Genomic DNA, 13437 nt, shown 5'->3' on the forward strand with positions numbered 1-13437 from the left:
CCCCTGGTGCGCACCAGGGGCCGCCCGGGTGGTCGTGGCGCTGTGGGTCGGGGTGCGTAGGCTCGGCCGTCATGGACCTGTTCGAGACGCTGACCACGACGACCGACGGTGTGCCCGCCGTGGTCGCCGGTGCGCCTCTCGCGGTCCGGATGCGTCCGCGGACGTTGGACGAGGTCGCAGGCCAGGAGCACCTGCTGGTCGCGGGCTCGCCCCTGCGTCGGCTGGTCGAGCCGGCCACCGAGGCGGCCCGTCGTGCGGCCCCGACCTCGGTGGTGCTGTGGGGGCCGCCGGGCACCGGCAAGACGACCCTGGCGTACCTGGTGGCGGCCACCTCCGGTCGTCGGTTCGTCGAGCTGTCCGCGGTGACGGCGGGCGTCAAGGACGTCCGCGCGGTGATCGAGGACGCGCGCCGTCGGCTGGCCGGTGACGGCACGGAGACCGTGCTGTTCGTCGACGAGGTGCACCGGTTCACCAAGGCGCAGCAGGACGCGCTGCTGCCCAGCGTGGAGAACCGGTGGGTGACGTTGGTGGCGGCGACCACGGAGAACCCGTCGTTCTCGGTGAACTCCCCGCTGCTGTCGCGTTCGTTGCTGCTGACGTTGCAGCCGTTGGGCACGGACGACGTCCGGCGCCTGGTGCGGCGCGCGGTGCAGGACGAGCGGGGCCTGGCGGGTGCGGTCCGGCTGGAGGTGGACGCCGAGGAGCACCTGCTGAGGCTGGCGGGTGGTGACGCCCGCAAGGCGTTGACGATCCTCGAGGCGGCGGCCGGGGCGGCACTGTCGGGCACACCGGACGGCGACCCCGCCTCGGGTCCCGCCGTGGTCGACCTTCCGACGGTGGAGCGGGCCATCGACGTCGCGGCGGTGCGCTACGACCGTGACGGCGACCAGCACTACGACGTGATCAGCGCGTTCATCAAGTCGGTGCGCGGTTCGGACGTGGATGCCTCGCTGCACTACCTGGCGCGGATGATCGCCGCAGGGGAGGACCCCCGGTTCATCGCGCGCCGCATCGTCATCTCCGCCGCCGAGGACGTCGGCATGGCCGACCCGTCGGCTCTGCAGACCGCGGTGGCGGCGGCGCAGGCCGTCGCGCTGATCGGCATGCCGGAGGCCCGGATCATCCTGGCCGAGGCGGTGGTGCACCTGGCCACGGCTCCCAAGTCGAACGCCGCGTACCTGGGCATCGACAGGGCGTTGGCGGACGTGCGGGCCGGTCGCATGGGTGCGGTGCCCGCTCACCTGCGCGACGCGCACTACGCGGGCGCCAAGGGGCTGGGCCACGGCGCCGGATACCTGTACGCGCACGACGAGCCGCACGCGATCGCCGCGCAGCAGTACCTGCCGGACGACCTGGTGGGCACCCGGTACTACGAGCCGTCCGACCGCGGTTACGAGCGGGCGGTGGCGGATCGCCTGGAGCGCATCCGTGCGGTGCTGGACGGACACGACTGATCCGGCGTGTAAGATCGAAGGGTTGTCCAGCCGCCGTGTGCCTTGCACCGGCACGCCGGACGATCCCCTGGGGCCCTAGCCGCACGAGTTCTCGTGCACATGGTCGGCCCCACGCCCGCCGGAGACCTTCGCGGGTGTGACGTCTACACGACAGGAAGTACAGCTGTGAGCAGTGTGACCCGCGCTCGTCGCCAGGTGCGCCTTTCCCGCGCACTCGGCCTCGCGCTGACGCCCAAGGCCGTCAAGCACTTCGAGAAGCGCCCCTACCCGCCCGGCGAGCACGGCCGTGCCCGTCGTCGCACCGAGTCGGACTACGCCGTCCGTCTGCGCGAGAAGCAGCGTCTGCGCGCCCAGTACGCGCTGCGCGAGAAGCAGCTCGCCCGTGCGTACGAGGACGCCCGCAAGGCCCCGGGCCTGACCGGTGAGGCGCTCGTCGAGGACCTCGAGACCCGCCTGGACGCGCTCGTGCTGCGCGCCGGCTTCGCCCGCACCATCCTGCAGGCGCGTCAGGTCGTGGTGCACCGCCACATCCTCGTCGACGGCAAGATCGTCGACCGTCCGTCCTTCCGCGTGAAGGAGGGCCAGACCCTGCAGGTCAAGCCCAAGTCGCAGACGACCGTGCCGTTCCAGGTCGCGGCCGCCGGCGCCCACCGCGACGTGCTGCCGGCCGTCCCGGGCTACCTCGACGTCCAGCTCGAGAAGCTGTCCGCCGTGCTGGTTCGTCGCCCGAAGCGCGCCGAGGTCCCGGTGACCTGCGAGGTCCAGCTGGTCGTCGAGTTCTACGCTCGCTGACCTGACCTCCCCGGGGGTCACCCCCAGGCCGTCGAACGCCCCGTGCTGCGCCCTGGCGCACGCGGGGCGTTCGCGTACGCGGACGCGTCGTCCCGCTCACCCTCCGGGTAGGGTTTCCACGCGGGTCGCTTCCGGCCCCGTTCCTCCAGGCAGCAGTCGAGAGAGAGGCGTCGTATGTCGCTCGGTGACGTCGCAGGCATGATCTCGGCCGTCGCGTTCGTGGCGCTCGTCGGCTTCCTCGCCCTGCCGCTGGTCAAGTTGGGCAAGGTGCTGGACGAGACACGGGCTTCCGTCAAGGAGCTCACCGACCACACGGTGCCCGTGCTCGACGAGACCGCCGCCGTGGTCGCCTCGACGGGCAGCCAGCTCGAGAAGGTCGACACGGTGACCACCGCGGCCGCGCAGGTCTCCGAGAACGTCTCGGCGTTGACGTCGCTGTTCGCGGCGACGGTCGGCTCGCCGATGATCAAGGTCGCGGCGTTCTCCTACGGCGTGCGTCAGGCGCTGAGCGGTGTCACCGCGCGCGGGGCGCGGAGGCGCTGATGCGACGGCTGCTGTGGGTGGGTGTCGGCGTGGCCGCGACGGTGCTCGTCGTGCGCAAGGGTCGGGCGCTGGTCGAGGCGTACGTCCCGGCGGGGGCGACGCAGGCCGTCGACGGCGCGGTCCGGTTCACCCAGGTGGCGCGCACCGCCCGTGAGGCGTTCACCGTGGGCATGGCCGAACGCGAGCAGCAGCTGCGGCACGACCTGCTGGGCGACGTCGACGTCGACGAGCTGCGCGAGCGCCGCGCGGCCACGCGCGCACGCCCGTCCGCCGATCGCCGCCGGTCGCCGGTGGTCTCGCCCACGTGGGCCGAGCACCCCGTCGAGGACCCGGACGACGACGACGGCTACACCTTCTTCTGATCTGCTGAACGTCACCACCACACGAACGACGAGGACGACATGCGTACCGCCGAGATCCGCCAGCGTTGGCTCGACTACTTCGAGGGCCAGGGTCACACCGTCGTGCCGTCGGCCCCGCTCATCTCGCCCGACCCGTCGACGTTGTTCGTCATCGCCGGCATGGTCCCGTTCATCCCGTACATGCTGGGTGAGCAGACCGCCCCGTGGCCGCGTGCCACGAGCGTGCAGAAGTGCGTGCGGACCCTCGACATCGAGGAGGTCGGCAAGACCACCCGGCACGGCACGTTCTTCCAGATGAACGGGAACTTCTCGTTCGGCGACTACTTCAAGGAAGGCGCCATCACGTACGCCTGGGAGCTCATCACGAGCCCGCAGAGCGCCGGTGGCTACGGCTTCGACCCCGACACCATCTGGGTGACGGTGTTCCACGACGACGACGAGGCCGTCGCGCTGTGGAAGAAGATCGCCGGTCTGCCCGACGAGCGCATCCAGCGCCGGGGCATGAAGGACAACTTCTGGTCGACCGGCGCCCGGGGGCCGGCCGGCCCGTGCTCGGAGATCTACGTGGACCGCGGCCCGGAGTTCGGTGCCGAGGGCGGCCCCGTCGTCGACGAGGACCGCTACCTGGAGATCTGGAACCTGGTCTTCATGCAGTACGAGCGGGGTGACGGGGGCGGCAAGGAGGACTTCCCGATCCTCGGGGAGCTCAAGCAGAAGAACATCGACACCGGCATGGGCCTGGAGCGGGTCGCGTACCTGCTGCAGGGCGTCGACAACATGTACGAGATCGACGAGGTGTTCCCCGTCATCGGCGCCGCGCAGGAGCTGTCGGGCCGGCGCTACGGCGCCAACCATGAGGACGACGTGCGCATGCGGGTCGTCGCCGACCACGTGCGTTCCGGCCTGATGCTCATGGGTGACGGTGTGACGCCGTCGAACGAGGGTCGCGGCTACGTGCTGCGCCGCCTGCTGCGCCGGTCCGTGCGGGCCATGCGCCTGCTCGGTGTGGAGGACCTGGCCCTGCCGTCGCTGCTGCCTGTCAGCAAGGACGCGATGGCGGCCTCGTACCCGGAGCTGGCGCGCGACTTCGAGCGGATCAGCCAGGTCGCGTACGCCGAGGAGGACACGTTCCGTCGGACGCTGGCCGCGGGTACGACGATCCTGGACACGGCGGTGCGCACCGTGAAGCAGGAGGCTGCGGCGGCGCCGGTGCTGTCCGGTGAGCAGGCGTTCGCGCTGCACGACACGTACGGGTTCCCGATCGACCTCACGCTCGAGATGGCCGCCGAGCAGGGTGTCTCGGTCGACGAGAAGGCGTTCCGCGACCTCATGCAGGCGCAGCGGGAGCGTGCGCGTGCGGACGCGCTGGCCAAGCGGGCCGGCCGCGCCGACACGCAGGCGTACCAGGAGCTGCACCAGACGCTCTCGGAGGAGACCGCCAAGCCGGTGACCTTCGTCGGCTACACCGACGCCTCGTCGCGCGGCCGTGTGGTCGGGCTGCTCGTCGACGGTGTGCCCGCGCCGGCGGCAACCGCGCCGGCGGACGTCGAGGTCGTGCTGGACGTGACGCCGTTCTACGCCGAGATGGGCGGTCAGCTGGCCGACACCGGCACGATCGTGCTCGACGGGGGCGCCCGGATCGAGGTCGACGACGTGCAGGCGCCCGTCAAGGGTCTGTCCGTGCACCACGGTCGTCTGGTCGACGGCACGGTGGCGTTCGGCGAGTCCGGTACGGCGACGATCGACATCGTGCGCCGTCGGGCGATCGCCCGCGCGCACACCGCCACGCACATGGTGCACAAGGCGCTGCAGGAGTCGCTCGGGTCGACCGCGACGCAGGCCGGCTCGGAGAACGCGCCCAGCCGCATCCGGTTCGACTTCCGGTCCGGCCAGGCCGTGCCGCAGGGCGTCCTGGGTGAGATCGAGGAGCGCGTCAACGTCCGCCTGCAGGACGACCTGGAGGTCACCGACCAGGTGATGCCGATCGCCGAGGCGCGTGCGCTGGGTGCGATGGCCCTGTTCGGCGAGAAGTACGGCAACGAGGTCCGCGTCGTGTCCATCGGCGGCGACTGGTCGCGCGAGCTGTGCGCCGGCACGCACGTGCAGCGCTCGGGTGAGCTCGGCCTGGTGACCCTGCTCGGTGAGTCCTCGATCGGCTCGGGCGTGCGGCGCGTCGACGCGCTGGTGGGCGACGGTGCGTACGGGTTCCAGGCCAAGGAGCGCGCGCTCGTCGGGCAGCTGTCCGGGCTGCTCGGCGCCCGCCCCGACGAGCTTGCCGACCGCGTGTCCTCGCTGCTGACCCGCCTGAAGGAGTCCGAGAAGGAGCTGGCCGGCATGCACCAGGCGCGGCTGCTGGCCGCGGCCGGTGAGCTCGCCGAGGGTGCCCGCACCGTCGGCGACGTCCGTCTGGTCACGTTCGACGCCGGGGATGTGGCCTCCGCCGACGACGTGCGCTCGCTCGTGCTCGACGTGCGCAGCCGGCTGGGGGAGTCCGCGCCCGCCGTGGTCGCCATCGGCGGCACGAGCAAGGGCCGACCGGTGGTCGTGGTGGCCACCAACGCGGCCGCCCGCGAGAAGGGCGTGCGGGCTGGTGCCCTGGTGCGGACCGCCTCGGGTGTGCTCGGCGGCGGCGGTGGCGGCAAGGACGACCTGGCGCAGGGCGGTGGCACGGACGCCGCGCGCCTGGGTGAGGCGCTCGAGGCGGTCGCGAACGGCGTGGGCGTCTGAGGTGGCCGGCTCGGTCGACGACGGCACCGTGACCCGCGGGTCGCGGCTTGCCGTCGACGTCGGCACCGTCCGCGTGGGGCTCGCCGCGAGTGACCCTGACGGGCTGGTGGCGACGCCGGTCGACACCCTCGCTCGCGTCAAGCCGTCCCGGGCGCGCCCGGTGCCGAGCGACGTGTCGCGGATCGTGGACGAGGTGCGCGAACGAGGTGCAGCACTCGTGTACGTCGGGCTGCCCCGTCACCTCTCGGGTGCCGAAGGGGCCTCCTCGGCGTATGCGCGCGCGTACGCTGTCCTCCTGGCGCAGGCCGTCGCACCCGTCCCGGTGCGTCTGGTCGACGAGCGGATGAGCACGGTGTCCGCCCATCAGGCGCTTCACGCGTCCGGACGGTCCGGACGTCAGCACCGGCAGGTCGTCGACCAGGCGGCCGCGGTGGTGATCCTGCAGTCCGCGCTGGACGCGGAGCGTGCGACGGGGCGTCGTCCCGGCGAACGGGTCGATGTCGACACGGAGCACGCCCGCCCGGTGCGCGGGGGGACCGCAGGTGACAGCACGCACGACGGCACGCACGACGCTGGAGAGACTTCGACGTGACGAACGGCAACACCCCCCGCTGGGCGACGACGCAGCGACCGCAGGAGGTCCACGACCTCTTCGGCGGTCCTCCCGCCGACCCCTCGACGCCGCCCCTGCCGTCTCGACGGGCCCGCAACCGTGGTGCTGCCCGGCAGGCGCGTGAGCGCAAGCAGCGCCGCCGCCGCTCGATCCTGGTGCTGCTGCTCGTGCTCGTGCTGCTCGGCGGTGCCGGTTACGTCGGTGTGAGCGTTCTCGGTCTCGACCTGGGCTTCGGCAGCAGCGGCGGCTCGTCGTCGGTCGAGGACTACCCGGGCCCCGGCCACCCGTCGGCCCAGGTCGTCATCCCGGCGGGTGCGACCGGTGCCGACATGGGCGCCGTGCTGGTCGACGCCGGCGTCGTGGCCACGCAGAAGGCGTTCACCAAGGCGTTCGCCGCGAACCCGGACGCCCCTTCCATCCAGCCCGGCACGTACAACCTGCTGCTGGAGATGAAGGCGTCCGACGCGGTCGTCGCGCTGCTCGACCCGGCCAGCCGGGCGACCATGAAGCTGACGATCGCCGAGGGGCTGACCGCGAAGCAGATCGCCGCGAGGATCACCGAGGTCACGCTCATCCCGGCGGAGGAGGTCGCGGCCGCCCTGGCAGACCCCGCGCAGTTCGGCCTGCCCGCCGAGGCCGGTGGCCAGGTCGAGGGTTGGTTGTTCCCGTCGACGTACGACGTCGAGCCGGGAGCCAACGCGGTGAGCGTGCTGCAGCAGATGGTCGCGAAGACGGTCGCGGTGCTCACCGCGAAGGGCGTTCCGAACGATCAGTGGGAGACGGTGCTGAACAAGGCGGCGCTGATCGAGCGTGAGGCCAAGCGTGACGAGGATCGTCCGGTGATCGCGGGGGCGATCAACAACCGCCTGGACATCGACATGCTGCTGCAGATCGACTCGACGATCTCCTACGGACTCGGCGTCACGACGGCTCCCACCCCAGAGCAGCGCCGAGACGAGAGCAACCCTTACAACACCTATGCGCACTTCGGACTGCCTCCGACGCCAATCGCGTCGCCTGGGGAGAAGTCGATCGACGCCGTGCTGGCACCGGCTGACGTCACCTACCTGTTCTGGTGCACCGTCAACTACGAGACCGGCGAGACGGTGTTCTCCGACACACTGTCCGAGCACAACGCGGCGATTGGCCAACTCGAGGAGTGGCTCGCCGCGAACCCCGGTTGGTGAGCGGCGGCCTGCGCGTGCGTCGTGCAGCGGTTCTCGGGCATCCGATCGCGCACTCGTTGTCGCCGGTGCTGCACCGGGCGGCGTACGCGGCGCTCGGGTTGGAGGGCTGGCGGTACGACGCGATCGACGTGACCGAGGAGCAGCTGCCGCAGTTCGTGCGGGAGCTGGGCGGGTCGTGGGTCGGGCTCAGCCTGACCATGCCGCTGAAGCAGACGGTGATCGGGTTGCTCGACCACATCGAACCGCTGGCTGAGGTGGTCGGTGCGGTTAACACGGTGCTGGTGCAGGCAGGTGGGTCGACGCCGGTGCTCACGGGGGCCAATACCGACGTGCACGGGCTGGTCACCGCCCTGGGCGAAGGCCTGGGGTCGACAGCGCCGGTCGCTGGCCGGACCGCGGCGGTGCTGGGTGCGGGGGCCACGGCGGCCTCGACGCTGGCGGCGTTGGCGCAGCTCGGCTGCGCGACCCCCGTGGTGCACGTGCGCGCGGTGTCGCGTTCCGGGAGCCTGCTGCGTGCCGCGCACCGGATGGGTGTCGAGCCCGTCGTCCGCACCCTCGACACGGCCCCGGCAGCGATTGTGCGCGCGGACGTCGTCGTGTCGACCCTGCCGCCGCATGCCGCTGACGCACTGGCGGTCGAGCTGCTCGCGGCAGGCGCCCGTCCGGCCGGGGTGCTGCTCGACGTGGCGTACGACCCACGCCCGACAGCCCTGCAGGCCGCCTGGGTGGCGCTCGGCGGTGTCGCCGTGCCGGGGGAGCGGATGCTGCTGCACCAAGCCGCCGAGCAGGTCCGGCTGATGACCGGTCGGCCCGGTCCGGTCGAGGCGATGTCCGCCGCACTCGAGGCGAGCCTGACGGACACCGCGCACGGCTGAGCCGCTCTGACCTGGCCCGACGCGTCGGGGTGAGGTCGGTGCTCGCCGGACCCGGACAACCCGGACCTCACCCGGTCGAATCGCCCAGACCCCTCAGGATGTGCCGTTCACCTGCCGATGCTCCCGACGACCCGTCCGTCGGGTCGGTGATCGGGAGGAGTGCACGCGTGAAGCAGCTCGGGGAGATCCTGCTCGAGGAAGGCCTCGTCACGGAGGGCCAGCTGTTGGCGGCCCTCGACGAGACCGTGGTGGGCGGGTCGTCGCTCGGACGCACGCTCGTCGAGCTGGGGGTGCTGACCGAGGGCCAGCTGGTCAAGGCGCTCGCGTCGCAGGTCGGCATGGACTACGTCGACCTCGACGAGTTCGCGGTGGACCGCGCCGCGGTCGCGATGGTGCCGGGCGCGTTGTGCCGTCGGTACACGATCCTGCCGGTGGCCATCGAGGGTGGTGCGCTGGTGCTCGCCACCGCCGACCCGGGCAACGTGGTGGCTGTCGACGACGTGCGCAGCATGTCGGGCATGTCGGTGATCTCGGTGGTCGCCACCTACGACAACCTGGTGCGCGCCATCGACCGGTTCTGCCGGGCCGACGACGAGATGGAGGACCTGTCCTCTGCGTTCGAGGACGAGACGGCGGCGGCCGACACGGACCTGTCGAAGATGGGCGAGTTCGTCGACGACGACGCCCCCATCGTGCGGTACGTGAACCTGCTGGTCACGCAGGCGATCACCGACCGTGCCTCGGACATCCACATCGAGCCGACCGAGAACGACCTGCGGGTGCGGTACCGGATCGACGGTGTGCTGCACGAGACGCAGCGGTCGCCGAAGCAGATCCAGGGCGGCGTGATCAGCCGCGTGAAGATCATGAGTGACATCGACATCGCCGAGAAGCGCAAGCCGCAGGACGGCCGCATGTCGGTGGTGCACAACGGGCGCAAGATCGACCTGCGCGTGGCGACCCTGCCGACCGTGTGGGGCGAGAAGATCGTCATGCGAATCCTCGACAACTCCACGGCGAGCCTGGACCTGCGGGACCTGTCGTTCCTGGACCACAACTACGAGACGTACCGCGAGGCGTACACCAAGCCGTACGGGATGATCCTGGTGACCGGGCCGACCGGTTCGGGAAAGTCGACCACCCTGTACGCGACGTTGAACGCCGTGTCGCGGCCCGAGATCAACGTCATCACGGTCGAGGACCCGGTCGAGTACCGGCTGGCGGGCATCAACCAGGTGCAGGTGAACCCGAAGGCGGGGCTGACCTTTGCCGGGGCGCTGCGCTCGATCCTGCGTTCCGACCCCGATGTGGTGCTGCTCGGTGAGATCCGTGACCACGAGACGGCGCAGATCGCGATCGAGGCGGCCCTGACCGGTCACCTGGTGCTCTCGACCTTGCACACCAACGACGCGCCCTCGGCGATCACTCGTCTGACGGAGATGGGCATCGAACCGTTCCTCGTGGGGTCGGCGCTCGACGCCGTGGTGGCGCAGCGGCTCGCGCGGCGGCTGTGCTCGAAGTGCAAGGGCGCGTACCAGCCGACGCCGGAGGAGATGGCCGCGGCACGGTTCCCGTGGATGGACGGCGAGCCGATCCCGGAGCTGTTCCGGCCGGTGGGGTGCGTGGCGTGCTCGAAGACCGGGTACAAGGGCCGGCTCGCGCTGCACGAGGTCATGCGGGTCACCGAGGACATCGAACGGCACGCGGTCGCGCACTCCTCGAGCGCCGACATCCAGGCGACCGCCGTGAAGCAGGGCATGGTCCCGCTGCGCGACGACGGCTGGCACAAGGTGGCGCTCGGGCAGACGTCCATCGAGGAGATCCTGCGCGTCGTCGCATGACGGACACCTCAAGTCGGGCGTCTGCCCGGCCGATGAGAGTGCAGAGCACCGGGCACGGGCGCGCCCAGCGTCCGGTCGGCACAGCAGGCCGCCGGATGACCACGTGGAGGAAATGACGTGAGCGAGTCCTACCAGCACCCCACGGGGGAGCCGACGCGGCCTCTGCCGCCGTACCGTCCCGCCGGACCGCAGGTGGGTGTGGGCGCCGCTCCCGGTGCGGGTCAGCCGGTGTTCTCGCCGGTGCCGTCGCAGAGCCAGGTGCCGCACCCGCAGCAGCCTCCGGCGCCCTCGCCCCAGGCCCCGCCTGCACCGCAGTACCAGGCCCAGCCGCAGTACCAGGCGCAGCCGCAGCCCGTGTACGGGGCGGGGATTCCGGGTGGTCCGTCGCCGGTGTTCCAGCCGGCACCTGCCGCTCCTCCGGCACCCCCCGCGCCTGCGCGTGCCGCCGCACCGCAGCAGTCGGTGCCGCAACCGTCCGGTGCGCCGAGTGCGCCGACGCGCGCCGCCGAGGCACCGCGTGGCGCGAGCCGTCCGGGGCGTCTGGGTCTCGGCCAGGAAGCCGAGGTCAGCGACCTGGTGATCGATGACGTGCTGGCCGAGATGGTGCGGTTGGGCGCCTCGGACGTGCACCTGACCTCGGGTGCGCCGCCGATGGTGCGCGTCTCGGGCTCGTTGCACCCGCTCGAGGGCTTCAAGCCGATGCTGCCCGAGCCGTTGCGTCGCACGCTGTTCGGGATCCTCACGCAGAAGCAGCGGGAGACATTCGAGGCCAACCTTGAGCTCGACCTGTCGTACGCGGTGCGCGGGTTGGCGCGGTTCCGCGTGAACCTGTACCAGCAGCGCGAGTCGATCGGTGCCGCGTTCCGTGTGATCCCGTACGAGATCAAGCCGCTCGAGGAGCTGGGTGTGCCGCCCGTCGTGGGCATGTTCGCCGGGATGCCGCGCGGGCTGGTGCTGGTGACCGGTCCGACCGGTTCGGGCAAGTCGACCACGCTGGCCGCGATCGTCGACTTGGCGAACCGCACCCGCGAGGACCACATCATGACGGTCGAGGACCCGATCGAGTTCTTGCACCGGCACAAGAAGTCGATCATCAACCAGCGTGAGGTGGGCGCGGACACGCACTCGTTCGCGAACGCGCTCAAGCACGTGCTCCGGCAGGACCCGGACATCATCCTGGTCGGTGAGATGCGTGACCTGGAGACGATCTCCGTGGCCCTGACCGCCGCCGAGACCGGTCACCTGGTGTTCGCGACCCTGCACACGCAGGACGCTGCGCAGACCATCGACCGTGTCATCGACGTGTTCCCCGCGCACCAGCAGTCGCAGGTGCGCACGCAGCTGGCCGGTGCGTTGCAGGGTGTGGTCTGCCAGACGTTGTGCAAGCGGTCGGACACGCCGGGGCGTGCGGTGGCCACCGAGGTGCTCGTCGCGACGCCGGCCATCCGGAACCTGATCCGTGAGGGAAAGACGCACCAGATCTACTCGTCCATGCAGGCGGGCGCCCAGCAGGGCATGCACACGATGGACCAGCACCTGGCGGACCTGGTGAAGACCGGGAAGATCTCGTACGAGGTCGGCCTGGAGAAGTGCCACCACGTGGAGGACTTCAACCGACTGACGGGCCGGTTCTCCGGTACGTCCCAGGGCGCCGCGGCGATGGCCGCCGGCGCGGGCTTCGGAGGGCAGGCGTTCTGATGGCGACCGCGGCGAAGACATACGAGTACGCGGTCCGGGACCGCGCCGGCAAGCTCGTCAAGGGCCGGGTCGAGGCCCCGAACCAGGCGGCGGTGGCCAACCGGCTGCGCGAGATGGGCCTGGCGGCGGTCTCGATCTCCGAGGTCAGCACGGGCGGCCTGAACGCCGAGATCAAGATCCCGGGCATGTCGGACAAGATCTCGCTGAAGGACCTGGCGATCATGGCCCGCCAGTTGGCCACCATGATCGACTCGGGTCTGTCGTTGCTGCGGGCGTTGGCGATCCTGGCCGACCAGACCGAGTCGAAGCCGCTGGCCAAGGTGCTCGCGCAGGTGCGCAACGACGTCGAGGTCGGTGTCTCGTTCTCGGCGGCGCTGCAGAAGCACACGGCCGTGTTCCCGCCGCTGATGATCAACATGGTCAAGGCCGGTGAGGTCGGCGGGTTCCTCGACGAGGTGCTGGTCTCGGTGGCCAACAACTTCGAGGCCGAGGTCAAGCTGCGCGGCAAGATCAAGTCGGCGATGACGTACCCGGTGGTCGTCTTCGTGATCGCCATCGTGGCCACCATCGGCATGCTGCTGTTCATCGTGCCGGTGTTCGCAGGCATGTTCACCAGCCTGGGCGGCGAGCTGCCGCTGCCGACCAAGATCCTCATGATGTGCGCCACGTTCGTGAAGTGGACGATCATCCCGACCATCGTCGGACTGGCGATCTTCTCGGTGTGGTGGGGAAAGCACAAGAACGACCGTGGAATTCGCGAGCGGGTCGACCCGCTCAAGCTGAAGCTCCCGGTGTTCGGCAAGCTGTTCCAGAAGATCGCGGTGGCCCGCTTCACCCGCAACTTCGGCACGATGATCCATTCGGGGGTCCCGTTGCTGCAGGCGCTGGACATCGTGGGGGAGACCAGCGGCAGCCTGGTCATCGAACGTGCCGCCAAGGCCGTGCAGGAGTCCGTGCGGCGCGGTGAGTCGCTGGCCGGCCCGCTGTCGCAGCACCCGGTGTTCCCGCCGATGGTGGTGCAGATGATGGCCGTCGGTGAGGACACCGGCGCCCTGGACACGATGCTCGGCAAGGTCGCGGACTTCTACGACCAGGAGGTCGAGGCGACCACCGAGCAGCTCACCAGCCTCATCGAGCCCCTGATGATCGTGGTCATCGGCGCGATCATCGGCACGATGGTCATCGCCATGTACATGCCGATCTTCGGCGTGTTCGACCTCATCCAGTAGCGGACGCTCCGGGCATTTCGGTAGGCCGTTCGGGTGATTGTGCACGTGTCCGATTCGTCCACTCAAGCCGGGTGTTCGGGCGGTCGATGAGACGAGTGCACCACTCGAACCGGCCC

11 protein-coding genes are annotated in these 13437 nt (G+C 70.7%); all 11 read left to right on the plus strand.

The genetic code is table 11. The features are described 5' to 3' along the window. The first annotated feature begins 71 nt into the window (after window positions 1–71). The 11 genes from ACTHAM_RS07295 (at window position 72) to ACTHAM_RS07345 (ending at window position 13321) form a co-directional block, all read left to right on the plus strand. Complete coding sequence (locus tag ACTHAM_RS07295) at window positions 72–1454, plus strand: replication-associated recombination protein A (protein WP_440685866.1); 1383 nt, start codon at window positions 72–74, stop codon at window positions 1452–1454. A gap of 165 nt (window positions 1455–1619) precedes the next feature. Further along, entirely contained in the window at window positions 1620–2246 is a 627-nt protein-coding gene (gene rpsD / locus ACTHAM_RS07300) for a 30S ribosomal protein S4 (protein WP_440685868.1), read from the plus strand. 174 nt (window positions 2247–2420) lie between these two features. Further along, window positions 2421–2789 carry a DUF948 domain-containing protein gene (locus tag ACTHAM_RS07305; RefSeq protein WP_440685870.1) on the plus strand — a complete coding sequence of 123 codons (369 nt, stop codon included), beginning with the start codon at window positions 2421–2423 and terminating at the stop codon, window positions 2787–2789. After that, window positions 2789–3151, plus strand: a complete 363-nt coding sequence (locus tag ACTHAM_RS07310; protein ID WP_440685872.1) for a hypothetical protein — start codon at window positions 2789–2791, stop codon at window positions 3149–3151. Before ACTHAM_RS07305 ends, ACTHAM_RS07310 begins: the two co-directional genes overlap by 1 nt. Before the next feature lie 39 nt (window positions 3152–3190). After that, window positions 3191–5878: an alanine--tRNA ligase gene (alaS, locus tag ACTHAM_RS07315; protein WP_440685874.1), complete on the plus strand. Its 2688-nt coding sequence runs from the start codon at window positions 3191–3193 to the stop codon at window positions 5876–5878. Between the two features lies 1 nt (window position 5879). Further along, window positions 5880–6470 carry a Holliday junction resolvase RuvX gene (ruvX, locus tag ACTHAM_RS07320; RefSeq protein ID WP_440685876.1) on the plus strand — a complete coding sequence of 197 codons (591 nt, stop codon included), beginning with the start codon at window positions 5880–5882 and terminating at the stop codon, window positions 6468–6470. Then, entirely contained in the window at window positions 6467–7678 is a 1212-nt protein-coding gene (gene mltG / locus ACTHAM_RS07325; RefSeq protein WP_440685878.1) for an endolytic transglycosylase MltG, read from the plus strand. Before ruvX ends, mltG begins: the two co-directional genes overlap by 4 nt. Further along, entirely contained in the window at window positions 7675–8553 is an 879-nt protein-coding gene (locus tag ACTHAM_RS07330; protein WP_440685880.1) for a shikimate dehydrogenase, read from the plus strand. The genes mltG and ACTHAM_RS07330 overlap by 4 nt, the downstream gene beginning before the upstream one ends. A 167-nt stretch (window positions 8554–8720) precedes the next feature. Next, entirely contained in the window at window positions 8721–10394 is a 1674-nt protein-coding gene (locus ACTHAM_RS07335) for a GspE/PulE family protein (protein WP_440685882.1), read from the plus strand. Window positions 10395–10511: 117 nt separating this feature from the next. Then, entirely contained in the window at window positions 10512–12092 is a 1581-nt protein-coding gene (locus ACTHAM_RS07340; protein WP_440685884.1) for a type IV pilus twitching motility protein PilT, read from the plus strand. Next, entirely contained in the window at window positions 12092–13321 is a 1230-nt protein-coding gene (locus tag ACTHAM_RS07345) for a type II secretion system F family protein (protein ID WP_440685887.1), read from the plus strand. The genes ACTHAM_RS07340 and ACTHAM_RS07345 overlap by 1 nt, the downstream gene beginning before the upstream one ends. Window positions 13322–13437 lie beyond the last annotated feature (116 nt).

It is taken from the genome of Cellulomonas soli, from assembly GCF_052036975.1.
GTDB classification, from domain to species: domain Bacteria; phylum Actinomycetota; class Actinomycetes; order Actinomycetales; family Cellulomonadaceae; genus Cellulomonas; species Cellulomonas soli_A.

Excerpts from the sequence above, each read along its gene's own strand:
- ACTHAM_RS07295 (WP_440685866.1), top strand. The coding sequence starts at position 72 with ATGGACCTGTTCGAGACGCTGACCACGACGACCGACGGTGTGCCCGCC.
- ACTHAM_RS07305 (WP_440685870.1), top strand. The coding sequence starts at position 2,421 with ATGTCGCTCGGTGACGTCGCAGGCATGATCTCGGCCGTCGCGTTCGTG.
- ACTHAM_RS07310 (WP_440685872.1), top strand. The coding sequence starts at position 2,789 with ATGCGACGGCTGCTGTGGGTGGGTGTCGGCGTGGCCGCGACGGTGCTC.
- alaS (WP_440685874.1), top strand. The coding sequence starts at position 3,191 with ATGCGTACCGCCGAGATCCGCCAGCGTTGGCTCGACTACTTCGAGGGC.
- ACTHAM_RS07345 (WP_440685887.1), top strand. The coding sequence starts at position 12,092 with ATGGCGACCGCGGCGAAGACATACGAGTACGCGGTCCGGGACCGCGCC.